The organism is Paraflavitalea sp. (assembly GCF_059502485.1).
In genome coordinates, this window is sequence record NZ_JCACET010000011.1 from 1 (window position 1) to 18,563 (window position 18,563).

The 18,563-nt window shown below is 49.1% G+C and carries 11 protein-coding genes; all 11 read right to left on the bottom strand.

Annotated features, from left to right (window positions below; genetic code table 11):
* Positions 1–92: 92 nt before the first annotated feature.
* Genes AC5JBY_RS27920 through AC5JBY_RS27970 form a run of 11 tightly spaced genes read right to left on the bottom strand, consistent with a single transcriptional unit; the run spans position 93 to position 18,560 of the window.
* Positions 93–2,453 (bottom strand): heparinase II/III domain-containing protein, encoded by a 2,361-nt coding sequence (locus AC5JBY_RS27920; protein ID WP_495907973.1) that lies wholly within the window; start codon positions 2,451–2,453, stop codon positions 93–95.
* A 15-nt stretch (positions 2,454–2,468) separates the two neighbouring features.
* Positions 2,469–3,578, bottom strand: coding sequence for an alginate lyase family protein (locus AC5JBY_RS27925; RefSeq protein WP_495907974.1), 1,110 nt, complete (start codon positions 3,576–3,578; stop codon positions 2,469–2,471).
* A 5-nt stretch (positions 3,579–3,583) separates the two neighbouring features.
* Positions 3,584–5,854 carry a hypothetical protein gene (locus AC5JBY_RS27930; protein ID WP_495907975.1) on the bottom strand — a complete coding sequence of 757 codons (2,271 nt, stop codon included), beginning with the start codon at positions 5,852–5,854 and terminating at the stop codon, positions 3,584–3,586.
* A 16-nt stretch (positions 5,855–5,870) separates the two neighbouring features.
* Entirely contained in the window at positions 5,871–7,820 is a 1,950-nt protein-coding gene (locus AC5JBY_RS27935; RefSeq protein ID WP_495907976.1) for a glycoside hydrolase family 127 protein, read from the bottom strand.
* 16 nt (positions 7,821–7,836) lie between these two features.
* A complete protein-coding gene (locus tag AC5JBY_RS27940) occupies positions 7,837–8,349 on the bottom strand; it encodes a CHRD domain-containing protein (protein WP_495907977.1) in 513 nt (170 codons plus the stop codon).
* 12 nt (positions 8,350–8,361) lie between these two features.
* Positions 8,362–9,300 carry a DUF5017 domain-containing protein gene (locus AC5JBY_RS27945; protein ID WP_495907978.1) on the bottom strand — a complete coding sequence of 313 codons (939 nt, stop codon included), beginning with the start codon at positions 9,298–9,300 and terminating at the stop codon, positions 8,362–8,364.
* Between the two features lie 19 nt (positions 9,301–9,319).
* The gene (locus AC5JBY_RS27950; RefSeq protein ID WP_495907979.1) at positions 9,320–11,398 is read right to left on the bottom strand and encodes a RagB/SusD family nutrient uptake outer membrane protein; all 2,079 of its coding nucleotides are present in this window, start codon (positions 11,396–11,398) and stop codon (positions 9,320–9,322) included.
* A gap of 19 nt (positions 11,399–11,417) precedes the next feature.
* On the bottom strand, positions 11,418–14,744 hold the full coding sequence (locus AC5JBY_RS27955; protein ID WP_495907980.1) for a SusC/RagA family TonB-linked outer membrane protein: 3,327 nt from the start codon (positions 14,742–14,744) through the stop codon (positions 11,418–11,420).
* 32 nt (positions 14,745–14,776) lie between these two features.
* Complete coding sequence (locus AC5JBY_RS27960) at positions 14,777–16,399, bottom strand: glycoside hydrolase family 43 protein (protein ID WP_495907981.1); 1,623 nt, start codon at positions 16,397–16,399, stop codon at positions 14,777–14,779.
* A 5-nt stretch (positions 16,400–16,404) separates the two neighbouring features.
* On the bottom strand, positions 16,405–17,628 hold the full coding sequence (locus AC5JBY_RS27965; RefSeq protein ID WP_495907982.1) for a sugar MFS transporter: 1,224 nt from the start codon (positions 17,626–17,628) through the stop codon (positions 16,405–16,407).
* Positions 17,625–18,560, bottom strand: coding sequence for an ROK family protein (locus tag AC5JBY_RS27970; protein ID WP_495907983.1), 936 nt, complete (start codon positions 18,558–18,560; stop codon positions 17,625–17,627). Before AC5JBY_RS27970 ends, AC5JBY_RS27965 begins: the two co-directional genes overlap by 4 nt.
* Positions 18,561–18,563 lie beyond the last annotated feature (3 nt).

An 18,563-nucleotide genomic window follows, 5' to 3' on the forward strand; every position in this document is an offset into this window, starting at 1 on the left:
GTTTATCCATAAAAAATGCCCCCATAAGTGTCTAACTTTTTGGGGGCACTTCATTTCAGGGCTTTTTGCTTTTGTATGGTACTTTAGTTTCTTTATTTCTGCTGCAAGCGTATTACCGATGCGCTATTGCTGCCGGTTGTTATCTGTGCTGGCGAATGGTTTACCTGCCAGGCTGATATGCGCTGTGGCAGTTTCAACTGCACTTTCATAACAGGCTGGCCTTGCAATAGCACTTCTGCATTGTGGTTATTAACTTCGGCGTTCATAAATACTTTCGATAACGTACTCAACACCTCATTGGCAGGCTTGCGGACGTAGCTGCCGTTTGCTACAAACAGGCGGCTAAACTGTGCGGCATCTTTGCCTACGGGGTAAGTGAATGAGAGAATGTAGGCATCGGTCTCCCACCCTTCTATCACGTTGTGGCTATTGCGGTGCATGATCCTGCCATCGGCCATCAGGTTGATGAACACATCGGTCACGTTGCCATTATTAGTGATGCGTACGCCAATCATGTCTTTGCCTTCCAGCCTTTCTATTTTAGGTAAACCGCTGCGCTGTTCTTTGTCGCTGGTCATGCCGCGACCAAGGCCGCTGCTTTCAAGTGGTTTGTTGGTTTCGTCGAGCAGCAATATGGCTGTCACAAACTTTGTTTGTTGTGCCTGCTGCGGTGGCATGAAGGAGTAATAGGTTGTAGTGCTGTTGGGATCATGGTCTTTTACTCCCTGGCGTTCCTGCCAACGCATCTTCTCCGGAAAATCATGAGGGTAGCCGTTGGGTAATGTCTCAGGAAACAAGGGACGCACCAGCACAGCGGCTCCTTCTTGGGCGACTTCAAAGTCGATGCCTTTTTTCTTTGCCTCCACTTCTGTATGGAGCAGCCATTCAAACTGGCCTGTTTCATGGGCTTTCACATCGTCAATGATCAGTATCACATTGTCTATCCACAGCACGTTTCTGAAGTTGCGCAGAAAGGTTCTTGCTGTGGGACCTGTTGCATCGGCAAGAATGTATTTCAAACTTCCTGCGTCTATCAGGTTGTGTAAGCTGCCAGGTGTTTTAACTGCATGATACTGGTCCTGGTATTCCTGTGCCTTGCCGTTGAAGAGTATTACGTTGTGTGCGTCGCTGCGTACTGAATAGCTGCTGTATTTCGGGTTGCCATAGTTGACGTTGCCTCCATCGATGAGCAGCTTTTTGCCTTTGTGCCATAGCATGAAAGAGCCCGCATCAGCATGTGCATGGTTCCAGGTGAAGCCGGACTTGATGCCCAGCAGTGTGGCGTCTTTATCCCAGGAGGAACGCAATGAAGCCCACCCCATATTGTCGTACAAGGCTGATAGTGGTCTTGCTGCTTTAACTTCTGCTGCAGGTAAAGCAGGGTTGTATAATAGGCCGATCGGATTGCTTACTGAAAGGTCTTCGCGGAAGGAGCCTTTTTTTGTTTGTTGCAGGTACCATACATAATTAGGGTCAGTGAATCCCAACGCCATCATCAGCTTGGTGGGTTTTTCTCCATTGGAGGTATAGCTGCCATCTCCGAAGTTGAGTGAGTAGAGTTGGCCGTTGCGGGGATAGCTCATGTCTATGAACCAGTTTATGGTTTGCTTCAACAGGTCGTCGTATGTGCGGGTGATGGGCTCTACTGCATTTGTCCATGCCAGCCGAAACATCAGGTATTCGCCCACGCCATAGTTGGCATAACCAATGCTTTCATAAAAGCCTCCTCTGGGATCGAAGTTGGAAACTTTGTTTTCCAGCACACTGCCGTTGAAAGCGAACCACTCATCGGCTGCTTCCATTGCATCGGCGGCCCACTGTTTTGCTTCGGGTACTTCGTTCATAACGGCGAGGGATGCCACGCCTACGTTGAATACTAATGCGCTCCACCAATTGTGTCCCATGGAATTGAGGGTGTGCAAGCGTTTATCTGTCGACATCCAGTCATCGATGGATGGTTTAATGCCCAGCTCAACAATGCGGCCGGCCATCTCTTTTCGTTCGGCTGGTGTCAATATATCGTAAATGGCATCAAAGGCCGTGGCTGCTATGCCGTTCTTATGTCCTGTGCCCAGGGCTGAGTTCCATACCGGGGTGCGATCGTCTAACCTGTCCCAGGCTTTGCTTTTCAGCATATCCTGCAGCAACCGCTTTGTCTGCAAGGCGTAATTTTTATCTTTCGTCATGCGATAGGCCAGCCCCAACTCGCCTATGTCTCCACCTTTACCTGATTGTACTACTGCATCGGCATTCGATCTTATCCGTCGCCATGCAGCCTGCATGGTGGTGTCTTTCTCCATCCGGCTTTTGGCTTGTTGTATGCGGTCGTCTGTAAAATACAGGTATGGATGGGCTTTTATCTTTTTGACAGTAGGTATCTGCGCCAGCAACATAGTGCATGAAAGGAGGCAGCAACAACCTGATAGTAATAATCTTAGTGTCGACTTATTCATGTGTATCATCTTTCTTTATTTTTCTGTGAAAAGCAAGGTGCCAAAGCCTGGTTGATCATAGGGCCGTGGGCCTGCGTCTTCGGGGCGGATCTTATTTACTATTTGTTGGATATAGGTTGTGGCCAGGTGCCTGCGATTTTTGTAGTGGTTCAACACGATCTCGTATACCGGACGTATTTCATCGCGGCCTTTGTCTGAAATTTTATCGTGTTTGTATTTACCTGTTTTATCTGTGTATGGCACAAATGGTACTTCGTTTCCCAAAAGATACTTCGCTGTGTACTCGTAGCCTTTCAGCAAACGGTTGTCATAAGCTCCATATAGATCGACACCCTGGTTCCAGGCTATTTCGGCACACTCAGCGAGGTTGCCAAGTCCCAGTTGTGCATGTGGCTGATCTCTCCCACTCTCCTGCCCCTGTCCTGCTTCATTGATCACATAGTTCAACAGGCTACCATTGCCTTTGCCGTGGAGGTAGTAAGTGACTCCCTGCTGAAACACGGTGCTGTCGTTGCAAAATACACCGATCGCCATTACCATTTTGATGCAGGCATTGCCCCAGTTGCCATTGGCAAATTCTGCATAGTCTTTTGCCCAGGGATAAAAGACCTCGCGGAACATCTTTTCTGTTTGCTCAATGTTCTTCTTTTTCCAGCCCTTGTAGGTGTACCTCAGTATCTCAGCGCCATTGATAAACTGTGAGCCATTCAACCCCGCCAACAATTCTGCATCCCGTGGTATGATCTCTTTCAAAGTGTACGCGTAGGCGTTTAAAATTTCCACCGCCTTTTTTGCATGGGCTTCATTGCCTGTAGCGATCCACATGATGGCATTGTAGTAGACTGCATTGCAATCGCTGTCGACTTCTGCTTTATGGAGTTTCTTTTCAGCATCCCGGGAAACCTGTACAAATGGGCCTTTTATTTTATAATCAGCAGCAGCCTGCGGGTATTTTTTCAATTTTTCAAACGCGCCCAACCAGGGTTCTTTTTTTGCTTTCACCATTTCTCTTATTCTATCCAGGGACGATCTTGCATGCAGTATCCCGGGATGTACAAATGTTTGTGCTGAAGTATGGAGTGTCAGCATTAATAGTATTGTAATCGTTAGTGGTGTTTTCTGCATATTCTTTAGTTTTCCAATATCAATACTACGGTTGTCCGTGGTTTTACCTGTATTTGTTTTTGTGTCACGGTTTTCCTGTTGTCTGTCAGGGCTGTTACTTTTTTGTATCCTGCAGGCACCTGCAATGTAAAGTTCTTATCTGTAGTGGTGTTGAGGGTAATCAGGTATTTGCCGTATTGGAGTGTATAAAAATCGCCTTTGCCGGCGTGTACATTTTCATCGCCCGGTTTAAAGCTGATGCCGTCGGGTATTTTGGCAATCGGTAACTCTTCGCCGGTGTGTGCAGATTTGATACCAGGATAAAAATCGCGCGCGTTTGAAAATGCGAGGTTGATGCGTTGCGGGCGCTTGTAGGTCATGCCGGATGGTGTGTATTGCACATCCTCGAATACTGTAGCAATGTGGTCGACGGTTGGCGTGGTGTAATGGACTCTTGCCAGGAAGTTGACTGCATAGTTGGAGCGCCAGTACAACGATGTATAGAATGTTTCTTCACCGTTCTTAAATGCTACTACGCCGTTTTCTTCATCGGTGAATACGAAGTCGGGCTGGCCGGGTGTCATGGGCAGCTGATGGTTTTGTTTAGGTTGCTTTATTATCAGCTCATATTCATCGGGCACGCGCAATAATGTTTTGAGTGATGTGGTGCCTTTGTCGTTCATCTTGTCTTTTATTACATTGAAGAACTGGTGATCGGCTAACATCTGTTGTGCATATCCTATCAGCTCCGGGTCCAAGGTGGTTGCTGTTACCATCAGTGGCGTGGTCTCTCTTGTGGAACCTTTTTCGCCGTACATGATATAGCCGGGGTATGGATAGGGATCGCGCCAACCGATCACGGCTTCGGCGCGCATGGTTTTATAGCCGTCTTCATCTGTGGATATGTTGCGGAAGTAGGTACGGGCTTTCGTCATCTTCAGTAGCTGCTCTCTCAGCTTTGTGTCGCCCGAATTGGGTTTACCTCTTTCGGCAGTGGCGTTATAAATGTACATGGCCCAGTATCCTATTTCGCCATAGCCGCCTACAAAGCCCAGTTCTTTGGTCAATCCTTTATCGGTGAGCTGGTAATAATTGTTGCCGTAGCGTTTGTCGGGCCCATTGGGTGTTTCGCTACCCAGCCAGGGTTTAAGTCCGACGGCTTCGTATAGGTAGTTCAATGTTTGTGCTTTCGGCAAGGCCAGTTCAGGGGCTATCATGGAAAGGGTGTTGTTGACTTCGTAGAGGCACCAGTCTACAATCATACCCTGGTTGGTGTAACCGCGGCGGTGTGTTTTGGCATAATCCACACATGCTTTGAAAAGTGTTGCCCACTTAGCTTTACGGGCCGGGTCTTTATCCAACTCTGGCTTTATATCATCAATGAAATAGCGGATGGTCATGCAAAGGGGACCTGTGGTGACCCATGAGTCTTCGTAGAGTTTCGCTCCTTCGACCTCATAGCGTTTTGCATAGAGGTCGGCCAGTTCTATGGTTTTCCTGATCACTTTTTTGTCATTGTATACATTGGTCCATTTGATGTAATATGCTTCTGCCAACAGGTGTATCTCATCCTGGGTTGGCACTGCCTTATTCATCATTTTGTCGATCTCTTTGTTCAACAGGGTTTTTACTTCTTTCAGTACTTCTTCTCCGGGTGTTTTTCTTATGCCTGTGCTAGCAGGCAGTGTTCCCTGTTTCTCCTCTTTGGCAATGTCCAGGTAGCCATTGGTATGTGAATAGGCTTTGTAGATGGCTTTGGCCGGTTCTTTCATTTTTTTCTGATACTGTTCGAATGTGGGTGAATAGCGATTGTATCCGCCGGTGCTGCGGATGCTTATGTTCACCTCTGTTTTGCCTTTGGTGTATTTAACGGGCAATGGCATGGTGGTGTAATGAAAGCGGCCCAAGAATGGTTTTTCTTTGTTGGCCAGGTATAGCATATCGTAATCGCCCAGGTGGCGGTAGCCGATCTGGTCTCCTTCAATGAAAAGTATCAGGATGTTGTCATCGCCAGCATCGCTGCCCCAAAACCGAACGGTGATATAGTTTTGTTTTTGTGGATCTACCTGTATCTTAAAACTGACATTGCCGCCTTCCACTCTTTCTGATTCTATGGGCAATAGCATGCGTGCAGGCTCATCAAGTCCTCCTTTGATTGCTTTGGTTGCTTTTTCGGACAGTGCATGTTTTTGTTCCGATGCCGGGTCCCCAAATATCAACTCATCCAACACTGAGTTCTGGGCGCTGGCGCTTATCATCAACAACAGGGAGTATATTAAGAGGTTTACTTTTTTCATTTATGGTGTGTGTATTTTATCTGATATTCCAATATACGTTGTATCGTTCCTGGTGTATGTCGAAGAGGGGCGCCATCAATATTCCGGTGTTCTTAATCCTGAAAGTTAATGGCGCTTCTGTAACCGGCTCAAGGACATCTGACAGCTTAGTGCTTCCGATGTTCAAATCTGAAGTGATGCCTGCCGGCACTTTATAGTTGTATGTATAGTAATCATTTTTAACAGTGGGGTCTGAAAAGGGGGCTCGTCCCGTGAAGTTTTTGCCTAATCTGGCAGCCAACACCACCGGTCCATAGGCAACGGCGGCTACCCGGGGATTGTCGTTCGCAGGCACGAGCCTCAGGCTCATGGGGAATGTTATCTCTACTTTGTCGCCTGTTTTCCATGCATGGTCCAATGTTATATAACTTCCCGGCACCTGTTTCATCTTAACTGCTTTACCGTTGATCTTAACCACTGCTCCGTTGGTAGCCCATGAGGGGTAGCGGATTTGCAATGATGGCGCACCGGCAGCAGCTTGTGTAATCGTGAGGATTGTTTTATCGCTGTATGGAAAACCGGTTTCCTGACGCAGGGTAAAGTTTTTTTCTTTCCAATTCAATTCTGAAGCGATAAAGAGATTTACATATATGCTGTTATCGCTGTGGTAATAGATGGCTTCGTTGTATTTGGCATGGTTCTCAAAGCCTGAGCCAACGCAGCACCAGAATGAGCTGTCGGGCTGGCTGTATACTTTGTATGCTCCTGAGAGCATGGGCAGAAAGTAGGCCACCATGCCTGTGGTGGTATCCTGCTGGCCCAGTATGTGGTTGACGAGGGCTTTCTCATAGTAATCGGCATATTTTACATCGCCGGTATGGGTGTAGAGGTGGCGTGTAAGTTTCAGCATGTTGTAGGTGTTGCAGGTTTCGCCGGTAAGCCCTGTGAGGTGTGTAGAGATAGAATCCGGTGCAAAGAAATGTTCTTTGTGGCTGTTGCTGCCCGTGACAAAGCTGTGGTGGCTGACCACTGTGTTCCAAAAGAAATTGGCTACCTGGTGACCATCGCCGCTTCCTTCGATCTCATATGCCCGGGTAAGTCCCAGCAGTTTGGGTATGTAGGTGTTGGCATGGTGTGGATTCAGCACGTCTTTTTCTTCTTTCAACGGGTCGAGGCGGTCGTTGTGGTAAAAGAACTCTCCCAGCCATTTGTCGTGTGGATTGCCTGTGATGGCGTACAGATTATAAAAGCACTCGTTAACACCGCCAAATTCGTTGCGCAGCATCCTGGTGCGTTGCTCAGCCCCAACGGGGCTAAGTTTTTTGTAGGCCCATGCGCTCATGTGTTTGACAATATCGAGGGCTTTATCGTTGTTGCAATAGAGGTACTGGTCGATCAGGCCTGCCATGATCTTGTGGAGGGTGTACCAGGGCGCCCACACGCTTTTGCCTTCGAGGTTGCGGTTGATGAGTTCCTGGGGGAAGGCGCTCAGGTAGCCGTCCTGGTTAAGGGCTTGCTGCACCTCGGCCAGCACGTTTATCATCGTATCGGCTTTTTGTTTAAAGCGTTGTTCGCCCGTGCCTGCATAGAGCAGGGCTAATGCAGAAAGGATATGGCCAGTGGTGTGCCCGCGCAGCTCGCAGTCGAGTGATTCCCATCCGGCGAGTTTCTTTATCTCGAAATAACCTCCTTCCACGCCATCGGCCATGCCTGCAAATATTTTAAAGCTGTGGAGTAATCTTTTGGTGTCTATGTTCATTAGCCAGTCGATCTCCCGCTTCGTGTTTTGTTTGAAACGGCTGTCCAGCAGGCGTACCTCATCGAGGTTGAAGGCTTGTACTTTTGGTGCAAGTTTATCCTGCAAGGCAAACATGCCTGCGTGCTGGCCGGGATAATGTGATTGTGCACTAACTGCAACTGCAGTAAGCATGGCAACAACTGTTGCCATGCTTACTACTCCATTTCTGCTGATCATTGTTTTTATCATAATTGTTCAATTCTTATCAGGGGTTCGTCCTGTCTTCCGTAAGTGTTATATAGCCTCTTATTTCACCGCCCGTGTTGTTTTGTGTGTTGAGCTGGAAATAGACTTTGCCGGCTTTCAGGTCGGCGAGTTCAGTTGTGGAGAGTGGACGGTTGCTCCAGAAGTAGCCTGTGGCGCTGTCAGTTTCCGGCCTTGGTGGCGTGGCGTTGAAAATGTTCCTTTGGGCGAGTCCATTTTGTACGTTGTTGGAAGGGAAATACAAATCGGCCCTGGGCACCAGCGAGGTCATGCGTTCCCATTTTACGGAGTAGTTAAATACCTGTGAGTTGTTGTCGTACCTGCCAAAGAAGATCGCCTTGCCCGTGGAGGGAACCGCGGGTGTTGGCTTCATTTGTGCAAAGGTGGCCTCGCCGCCAAAATACATGTAGCCTTTGTCTTTATAGGGTGTTTCTTCATCTTTGGAACATCCTATCAATGCTGCTGTCATCATCAGGTATGCTGTCAGTGATCTTATGTTGAATGATATGTTCATAAATAACAGGTCTTAGTTTGTTATTGTAAGGGTTATTGTTCTTACCACTTCTCTCACTTTTTCAGCGGTCTGGTTTTTGGCCACAAATACCACTTTGTACGTGCCCGCTTTTGTGAATCTGTATTGGTAGTTCTCCAATCTCGCGTTGGGTCTTTTGATGCCAACTGCCACATCGGGTATGTATTGTGTGAGGTCGAAGCCTCTGGAGATGCTCCAATCTTCATTGGGTAAAGCGCCCAATGCCGGTGCGTTGAAGGTGAGTGATGTATTGCCATATACCCAGTTGTTGGTGCTGTCGAGCACGCTTTTGTTGTAAAAGGAGCCGGTTGTAAATGGCAGGTTGGTGCCGGAGTTGCCGCCTGCATGTGGAATGAATACGCTGTTGAAAAAGCTGCGCAGGTTGAATGTGTTGATCACCCATCTGCGTGGCAGGTAGCCTGTTCTGGCCGTGTCGGAAGTATAGCGGAATGCGATGTAGAGTGGCTTTCCTTCCTGCCGGTATTGGTGAACTTTAACTACTCCCGATGATATGGTTGCCGTAGATGGCGCCCAGGTGGCGGAGGCTGATATGTCGGTCCAGGTGGCTGCTTTTATATTGGCCACGTCCATCATACCGCTAAAGTTTGTCGATACCAGCAGTGATACCCTGTTTTTATCCAATGGTTGTGTGGCGGCTCCCGGGGCCGTGGTGGTAGTGGAAAAGATCAATAATGCCGAGTCGGGTGTAACATTTTTGGCTGTTGCGTATTCGTAGCTGGAGCCTGGTTCTCCGGAGTAGTAATTGATGTAGTCCGGGTTTCCTGAGAACCGGAACAGTACCGTGTCTGTTGTTTTGTAGGTTGTTGCGGTTGTGGTCACATTAAAGTCGTCTGCCGAATCGACCACATACTTGCTGCATGATGCGAGGAGTGCAAGTATCGTCATGGCGTATAGATATTTGACTTTTTTCATACTGATCGTTTTGATTGTTTTAATACCCTAAGTTCTGCGTGAGTTTTGCATTGAAAATGAGGTCCCATGCAGGTATCGGAAAGAACATGTCTTTCTCGGACACGTTTTGTACCGGTGTCATCGGTATATTATCTGCTCCGTTGCCCATTTCAGCCACGATGGACTGGATGAACGGATAGTTGGGGTTTGTGCCATTGATGTCGGCTGCCAATCCTCTGATGGTTGTGATGAGTATGCCCCATCTTTTCAGGTCGGGGAGCCTTAATGATTCAAAGCAAAGTTCTCTCGAGCGTTCATCCCTGATTGCCTGACGAAGATCAATGCCTTTTGTGCCTAAGAGGGCTGGCGTGTAATCTACGACAGGCGTTGGGCTGAGGTAGGCTACGGCCGTGGCTGCAACGCCTGCATAGGTGAATACTGCGCCTGTTGCTGCCGCGCTGGATGCACCGCTCGTGTTGGTGGGTGGTGTGGCTGTTGCTGTGCCGTTGGCTGTTACGGTATATAGCAGTCCGTTTGGCGCTGCCACCTGTGTGCCTACGGTGTATGCTGTACCGGTTGTCCATTTGTTGCCAATGGTGATGGTGGGAGCTACCGTGTTGTAGCCACTACCCTGCCCTGTGAGTAATACCTGGAAGGTGCCAGACGTGGCGCCGGTGGCCCTGATGTAGATGGCGTTGAATGCAAAGCCAGTCCCATCGCCACGGGTATAGGTGACGGCTGGTGTGCTTGTATAGCCTGTGCCCACTACGAATTGGAGGCTGTCTACGATCCTGGTTGGTGATATTGACCTGCGGCGCACCTGGTTAAGTGCGTCAAAAGCAATGGTAGTAGGCCCATTCAATTCATTTTCGGCTTCAGCCAGCATGAGGAGTACATCGGCATAGCGAAGTACCGGGTAGTTGGTGGAGTTGCCGGTCCTGAATGAGCGGCTCACTGCGGATTCATATTCTCTTCTCCACTTTGCCGGGTGCCTGCTCCAAAGTCTGTTGAATGGCAGTGGTGTTTTTACGCCTACTGTGGTGCCGCTGTACTCGTTGAGGGTAAGGGCATTGTTGCTGGTGGCGAAAATGGCGGTGTTGTTGTGGAAGTAATTGCCAATGTTCCAATCGCGGCGGTAATCGCCGGGCTCATATTTGAAATATTGACGTGGGTGTAGTTTGAGGTAGCCGTTGACATAGTTACTATCGCTCAGTGTCATGGGGACTCCTACGATGATGCCTGTTGAAAGTGATGAGGATACCAATCCTACTGCATTTTGTACGGAGCCGATCTCAAACATATTTTCCTTGTTGTACACATCTCTCGATTCGTCGATAAACACCTGGGGGTAAGTTGACATCAGGCCATGTTCGCCAGAGCTGATGACCTTGTTGCACCAGTATATTACGTCTTTGTAGCGCTCTTTGTCGTTTACCGGTTGGCCTGCCATGTAGAGGTTTACTCTTGCCAGCATGCCTTGTATGCCGGTGCGGGTAATGCGGTCGGTGTAGCCTTGTGTGGTATAGGTCTGGTCATACAGGAGTGAATCGGCCTGTGTCATGTCGGCGATTACCTGCTGATATACCTGCTTTATGGGGGTGCGTGGTATCTGCCCCTGGCTGGGGTCGGATGTGGCGTGTAGTTGTAAGGGAACATCGCCCCACCATTGTGCCAGAATAAAATAATAAAAGCCGCGCAGGAACAATGCTTCGCCTTTTGCGCGGCGTACTGTATCGGCGCTTACTTTGCCGGCAGCAGAGGCGTCGATATTGTCGAGCAAACTGTTGGCATAGTTGATCGATTGATAGCAAGCGCGCCACATGTTGTTGGGGTTGTTGGTGGTGCCATCGTTGGCTGTTGCGGCAAAGTTGGCAAAGCCTGTCTGGTTGTAATAGTATGCTTCATCGGTGGGTGCTGTGTACATGGCAGAATAAGCATTGGCATAGTTCACACCGTATTTGAGGTTGGTGTATATGCCCGTGACTGCTGCTCTTATTTGTGCGGCGGAGGCATAGGCGTTTTCGGGCACGATGGCGCCGTTGGGTTCGGTGTCCAGCAATTTGTTGCAGGAACTAAGGGCTGGTAGTGCTATTGTTAATAAGAGGAATATTTTTTTCATACAACTTAGCTTTGATTCTTTAGAGGGAGAGGTTTAGGCCTGCGGTATATACTTTTGTGCGCGGGTAGGGTGAAAAATCGAATCCCGGCGCGAGATTGCTTCCACCAACATTCACCTCCGGGTCGGGGCCAGTGTATTTGGTAAAGGTGAGCAGGTTTTGTGCGGAGATGTAGCATCTTACATTGGCTATCTTCGCTCTTTTGAGCCAACTCTGCGGCAGGTTATATCCCAACTGAACGGTTTTTACTCTCAGGTAAGAGCCGTCTTCTATGATGCGGGTTGAGTATTGGCGCAGTGCTTCTGTAGTGGCATTCATGCTTGGATAAACATTGCTGGGGTTTTCGGGCGTCCAGCGGTTGGCAAAAGTGGCAAACATGTTTTGGTTGATGTATCCTCCATTGACTGCTGTTGGAAAGCCATTGCCGGAGGTGGAGCCTTCAAATCTCATGCGATTGGCATTCAGTATCTGGTTTCCATAGGACCACTGCAGGAAAATATTCAGGTCGAATCCTTTATAGCTGAAGTTGTTGATCAATCCGCCATAGTGTTTTGGATATGGATTGCCAATTACCGTGTAATCGTTGGCGTTGATCATTCCATCTCCGTTGATGTCCACAAATTTGGGGCTGCCTGGCTGGGCCACTCCACCTGCAGGATTCAGGTTAGGATCGCCCAGGTTGTTGGGGTTTCTTCCGAAGTTGTAATAAGGTACACCTTCTTTCAGTACATAGGCAAAGCCATTGGTGCCATCGGGCACCAGGTAGAAATCACTGAGCTGGTACATGCCGTCTGAAATAAGGCCATAGAATTGTGCGATGGGTTGTCCTACTTTGGCTATGTAGTTCGTTACGCTGCCCACGCTGGCGTCGAATGAACGGATCGTCAGCATAGCGTCTTCTCCGCTATTGAGGCCCATCAGCATATTCCGGTTGAATGAAATATTAAAACTCGTATTCCAGTTGAATCGTTTTCCCTGTATGTTGATGGTATTCAGTGTTAGTTCAAATCCATAGTTCCTTACTTTGCCTATGTTCATAAAGGCGGATGTGAACCCTGTGCTGTGGGGCATGCTCGCATTCAGCAGCAGGTCGTTCGTAGTACGGTTATAATATTCCAGTTCGGTACTGATCCTGTTGTTGAGAAAAGAAAGTTCCAATCCTACATCTGTCTGTTGTCCCGATTCCCATTTGAGGTTTGCATTGGCCATTGTGTTGATCACAATGTTGTACATGATCTGGTTGTTGATGGAATAATAGCTGCCGCTCAGGGTAGATGTGTTGGCTGTGAGGAGTGATTTATAGGCAAAGTCGCTTACGCGGTTGTTGCCTGTCAAGCCATGGCTTAATCTCAGCTTGCCTTCCGTGAGGAAGGTGAGGTCTTTCATGAATGACTCGTTGCTGAATCTCCAGGCAACGGCTCCTGAGGGGAAATAGCCCCAGCGATTATCGGGGTGGAACTTGGAAGTACCGTCGGCTCTCATGGAAAGTGTGAACAGGTAGTTATCTCTATAGGTGTAGTTGACCCTGCCGAGGAACGATGCCATAGAGCTGAGTGAAGAGCCAGACGATACTGCTCTTGGCGTGCCTTGTCCCAGTCCCCGGAAGCCGAGTGATTCGTTGGGCAGGTTGGTGACAGAGTATCCGTAGCTTTCGTTGTTCCATTTTTGCCAGGTGAAGCCTACTACTGCATCGAGGCGGTGGCGCTTGTTGAATGACTTGTTGTAGTTGATCGTGTTCTCATTCAGGAAGCTATAGCTGCGTGAAGTGCTGGTGCTGCCATTTATGCCAAAGGTTTGGCCCGAGCTGGTGAGCGGGCTGCCTGAGTTTGTCATGGAGTTGTTGAAGGTATAGTTGTCGCCGCGCAGCAGGTTGACGCCTACGTTGGAACGGAGGCTCAGGTTTCTGGCAATTTTATAGGTGAGGTAGGCGTTGGCATTGATCGTGCTGTTGAGCCGGTCATTCACCTGGTTCATCGCCTGTACATAGGGGTTCACGCGACCGTTGCCCGGCACTCCTCCTTCGTCTATGTTGTTATCGAGGAGGTCCTCATAGATGAAGCTCACATCATTGGGATCGGCTTTGGCGCCCATCACCGGCCGGTAGCTCCAGAGGGTAGTCATGAAGTTAAAGTTGGCATTATTGGCGCTTGTGTTGATCGGTGTGTTCTGGCTCGAAGGTGTTTGTCCCCATGCTTTGGTGTTGGCATAGTTTACATTGATGCCTACTTTGAGTTTATCGTTCACTTCCTGGTCGAGTGTTATCCTCGCCTGGTAGCGTTTGAAGCCGCTGTTGATGATAAGGCCTTGCTGGTTTCCGTAAGAGGCTGAAATGGTATAGGCTGTTTTCTGGCTGCGGGCGGATAATGAAATGTTGTGGTTCTGGAAGGATGGGTTGTCAACGAACATGATGTCCTGCCAATCGATCGTTTTCACATTCCTGTAATCTTCGAGGGTTTTGCCGTTGGTAAAGTATACTGCGTTGGCAAAAATGGGGTTGGCGTCGTTCTGCAGGCGTACAAACTCGTAGGCGTCCAGCAGCTTCATCAGCTTGGTGGGTGTCTGAAAACCAGAGTAGCCATTGTAGCTTAGCACAGGCTTGGCAGATTTACCTCTTTTGGTAGTAATAAGTACTACTCCATTGGAGCCTCTTGCTCCATAGATAGCGGTGGATGAGGCGTCTTTCAGTACTTCTATCGATTCAATGTCTGCGGGATTGATGGCATTGAAATTGGCATCTTCCTGCGGGAAACCATCTATTACATAGAGTGGTGCGGAGGATTGGGTAACTGATCCTACGCCGCGCACAATAATTTCTGCGTTGGCGCCGGGCTCTCCATCGGCCGATATTACCTGAACGCCCGATACACGGCCGGCCAGCGCCTGATCGATGGTGAGGGCTGGTGCTTTTCTCAGTTCTTCCACGTTAACGCGGGCCACAGAACCCGTAGCATCTTTCTTGCTCACTGTACCGTAGCCAATTACCACTACTTCATCCATCGAGTTGTTTTGTTTTTCCAACGTGATGTTGTACATGGCATCTTTGCCAATAGGCACTTCTTTGGAAATATAGTTGAGTATGGATATTATCAGGATTGGGTTTTTGAGTGTGTCTGGTATGCGGATGGCAAACAGACCATCTTTGATCGTGATGGTGCCGGTTTGGGTGCCTTTCAACGTAACGGAAGCGCCTTCAACAGGAACGCCTTCTTTATCTATGACCGCTCCTTTTATTTCCCGGGCCTTTTGCTGGGCAGAGGCAGTCTGGACGGCAAGTCCGAATAGGCATAGGCAGGCAAGCAGCCATCTAAATGGCCAGCCTCCTTTCACATAGTAGCAAGTTCGTCGCATGGTTTTAGTTTTAGTGTTAAGTGTTGTTGGGTTTATTTAATAGCTGTTGGGTCTTTTTCTATCCTGAACCAATCGACATCGAGGTATCCTCCGATCCGTATATCCGGTCGTGCGGTGCTGGATAATCCTACTTTGCTTCCGATCCATTTATCGGGGGTTGCTGTAAAGGGTTGTCCGACCGGTTTGTATTGCACATCGTCTTCGCTATAGTAGAAGCGGCAGCGTGCATCAGGGCCTTCCACCTTTACCCGCAGGTAAGCGGTTGAGCCTGTCAGTACTTGTTGTTCTATGGTATTTTCTTTTTGTCCTGTCAATGCGTCTTTGCAGGTAACTTGTGTTACATAGTAATTCGAATCTTTTTTGGTAATGCTTACATAGGCGTAGTCATTGCCCATGATGAGGAGCCCGGCTTTTTTGCCTTGCCATATGTCCCACTCTACTGTCCATTTTACTTTTGCTGTAGCCGTAAAGCTCAATGCCGGGAATTTCTGCAGGAGCAGGTTTGGTACCGTAAAGAGGTTGCGTCCTGAGTCGGACGGGAATGCAAAGAGTCGCAGGAAGCCAGTGCCTTTCAGCAAAGCCGACCATTGTATCTGTGGGTTTGCATGCCACTGCCATTGCATGCCCAGTGTATCGGAGTTGAACTCGTCGTTTTCGGGTGGACGTACTGCCGGAAAAGTTCCGGTTATGACAGGTTTTCTAAACTGCAGCACCGGCTGGCCTTTTCCATCTGCATCGGGGTCTTCTCCTATTATGGGCCAGTTGTTTTTCCATTGCATCGGTTGCAGGTGTACCACACGTCCGTATGGGCCTTTGTCCTGGAAATGCATGAACCAGTGTTCGCCTGAAAGGGTTTGTACCCATGCTCCCTGGTGGGGGCCGTTGATCGTAGTGTTGCCCTGGTCCATCACCACTTTGCGTTCATACGGACCATAAATATTTTTGGAACGAAGGACCAATTGCCAACCTGTAGCTACTCCTCCTGCGGGTGCAAATATGTAGTAATAGCCGTTGCGTTTGTATAGTTTGGGGCCTTCTACCGTGTGGTCGATACCGTGACCATCGTATACATGTTTTCCGGCATCCACTGTTTTTGTGCCTGTTGCATTCAACCGGTAGATGGTGAGGAGGCTGTTGATGCCTGCCCTGCTTCCTGCCCATCCCACTGCGAGGTACATCGATCCGTCATCGTCTTTCATTACCGAAGGGTCAATGATGCCTTTACCCGGTAAGACCAGTTGTGGTTCGCTCCAGGCTTTTGCCGGATCGGTGGTGCTGATCATGAAGATGCCATAGTCGGGATCGGGATAGTAGATGTAGAAGGTTTTTCCGATGTAGACGATCGTAGGCGCCCATACTCCTTTGCCATGTTGTGGCTGGTTGTACACCGATGCCGGTTGGAGTTGGGGCAATGCATGGTTTATCAGTTTCCAGTTGACCAGGTCTTTCGAATGCAGGATGGGGAGTCCGGGCATGCAATTGAAGCTCGATGCCGTCATGTAATAATCATTTCCTACCCTGATCGCATCCGGGTCTGAATAGTCGGCATGTAGTACCGGGTTGGTATAGGTGCTCTCTCCCCGATTTGTTACCGGCTGTTGTGCCATAGTGTGGCTTACGACGAGGCTTAATAGTATGATGAGGGGTTTCTTCACTGTCGTTATGCTTTTACTTTATATCCTTTTGCGCCAAACAGGAAGATGATGGCGTAGCATAGTATTGGGAGGTAATATGCTTTCGCCACGTCTTCGTTGGCGGTCATGCCCATGAGGTAAGGAAAGAATGCGCCGCCAACAACACCCATGGAAATGAATGATGAGGCTTGTTGTGTGTGTGGGCCCAGGTTCTTCAATCCAAGGCTGAAGATGGTGGGGAACATGATGCTGAAGAAGAAGTTGATCATCAGTAATGCAATGAAGGAAGGCCAGCCCCAGCTTTGTGCTACGAGGATGCAGGAGATGACGCTGCCGAGTGCAAAGGCTGCCAATAGTTTGTTGGGCGCAATGTATTGCATGAGCCAGGTGCCTACGATGCGGCCTGCTGCCATCATGGCCATGAAGAGGATCATGTAATTGCCTGCCGTGGTGTCGCTAAAGCCCATTTTTTCATGGCCATAATTGATGAAGAATCCCCAGGTGCCTGCCTGTGCGGCCACGTTGAAGAACTGTGCTATGGCTGCCCAAACGAAATGGCGGTGCCGGAAGAGTTTTTTTCCTGGCGTGGTATCTACGTTCACCGCTTCTGCACTTGTTGCGGGAGCAGCGTGGGGATCGGTGAGTGCCGGTACTTTTACGAAGGTGAATGCGAGGGCCACCAATGCTATAAAGATGGCAATGCCTGCGTATAATATTTTTACGGATGAAAGATCGCCTGATCCTTCGCTGCCTGCCAGCAGGATATTGCTGCCCAGTGCCGGGCCGATCATGGTGCCCAATGCGTTGAAGGATTGTGAGAAGTTGATGCGACGGTCGCTGGTGCGTTGATCTCCCAGCGATGCTACAAACGGATGTGCTACTGTTTCCAGAGCGGCCATGCCGCAACCCAATATGAAGAGGGCTATGCGGAAGAAAGAGAAGGACACGCTGTTGGCTGCCGGTATGAAGAGTGCTGCGCCAAGGGCAAAAAGGGTGAGCCCTAATAGTACACCTTTTTTATAGCCAAACTTTTTCATGAAGAGGCCGGCGGGTATACTCATGACAAAATATGCGCCGAACACGGAGAACTGTATGAGTCCTGACTGTGCTTTGGAGAGGTCGAGCACATTCTGGAAATGTTTGTTCAGTACATCGCTGATGGAATGGGCCACACCCCAGAGCATAAAGAGGGAGGTGACGAAGATGAAAATGATCACAAATTTCTTCTCGGTAAATGCCGCTTTGTTCATAAGTGGGTGGGCTGGTTTTGTTGGGTTAGTGGTAAAGTGTTTTGCTGTTCAGTGTGGTGCAGTGTACTGGCAGCGCCTGCCATGGCTGCGGCTTCGCCCAATGTTGCCCGCCGGATAGGGATACGGGCGTGCAGTTGTTGCTGTACAGCCGGGAAAAAGTGATCGAATGCATTGGCTATTCCACCGCCTAACACTACTATGTCGGGTTGTTCTGCTTCGATGAACCGTTCCAACACTATTGCAAGGTTGGCGGCAAACTCGCTGAATATCTGTGCAGCGGCTGTTTCCCGGGCAATGCGTTCTGCTATATATTGTACGTTGGGGGCCTTGTTGCTTGTGAGTGATTGGTAGCGGTGCAGGAACCAGCGGATGGAAATGTAATCTTCCGCCCTGCCTTCGTGTAATGGTGAAATGTTCACATCGCAGATCTCTGCTTCCTGCCCGTGGAGGCGTGCCGAGCCAAGGCCCGTGCCCAAGGTGAGCCCTGCCGGCTTGTGGTATCCTTTGGCTGCGCCGAAAGCCGCCTCTCCCAACAGGAATGCTACAGCATCGTTCTTCAGCCGGATATATGCAGGGGAAATGTTCAAGGCTTTGGCCAACCACTCTTTTACGTTCATGCCATATAGTGATTCGTATTTGTTGAATCCTTTGATATGGGATATGCCTTTTTCATAATCGAAGGGGCCGGGCATGGCGATACCTACTTCGTATGGTGTTGTTTTGAATGACCGGGCAGCCTGTTGTATCGTAGTGTGCCAGGTGTGGAGGATCGTTCCGGCATCGGCGTGCGGATCTACCGACCTGCGTACCAGCGAATCGTGGAGCAAGCTGCCAGTGGTTGTATCAACCAGGGCTGCGGTGATGTGTGATCCGCCGATATCGACTCCTACTACCGGGTTTGTTTTCATGGGTATGTTGTTCATGTATTGCATAGT

What these genes read in the sequence shown, in the direction of transcription:
- AC5JBY_RS27920 (WP_495907973.1), bottom strand. Translation starts at nt 2,453, where the DNA reads ATGAATAAGTCGACACTAAGATTATTACTATCAGGTTGTTGCTGCCTC.
- AC5JBY_RS27925 (WP_495907974.1), bottom strand. Translation starts at nt 3,578, where the DNA reads ATGCAGAAAACACCACTAACGATTACAATACTATTAATGCTGACACTC.
- AC5JBY_RS27930 (WP_495907975.1), bottom strand. Translation starts at nt 5,854, where the DNA reads ATGAAAAAAGTAAACCTCTTAATATACTCCCTGTTGTTGATGATAAGC.
- AC5JBY_RS27935 (WP_495907976.1), bottom strand. Translation starts at nt 7,820, where the DNA reads ATGATAAAAACAATGATCAGCAGAAATGGAGTAGTAAGCATGGCAACA.
- AC5JBY_RS27940 (WP_495907977.1), bottom strand. Translation starts at nt 8,349, where the DNA reads ATGAACATATCATTCAACATAAGATCACTGACAGCATACCTGATGATG.
- AC5JBY_RS27945 (WP_495907978.1), bottom strand. Translation starts at nt 9,300, where the DNA reads ATGAAAAAAGTCAAATATCTATACGCCATGACGATACTTGCACTCCTC.
- AC5JBY_RS27950 (WP_495907979.1), bottom strand. Translation starts at nt 11,398, where the DNA reads ATGAAAAAAATATTCCTCTTATTAACAATAGCACTACCAGCCCTTAGT.
- AC5JBY_RS27955 (WP_495907980.1), bottom strand. Translation starts at nt 14,744, where the DNA reads ATGCGACGAACTTGCTACTATGTGAAAGGAGGCTGGCCATTTAGATGG.
- AC5JBY_RS27965 (WP_495907982.1), bottom strand. Translation starts at nt 17,628, where the DNA reads ATGAACAAAGCGGCATTTACCGAGAAGAAATTTGTGATCATTTTCATC.
- AC5JBY_RS27970 (WP_495907983.1), bottom strand. Translation starts at nt 18,560, where the DNA reads ATGCAATACATGAACAACATACCCATGAAAACAAACCCGGTAGTAGGA.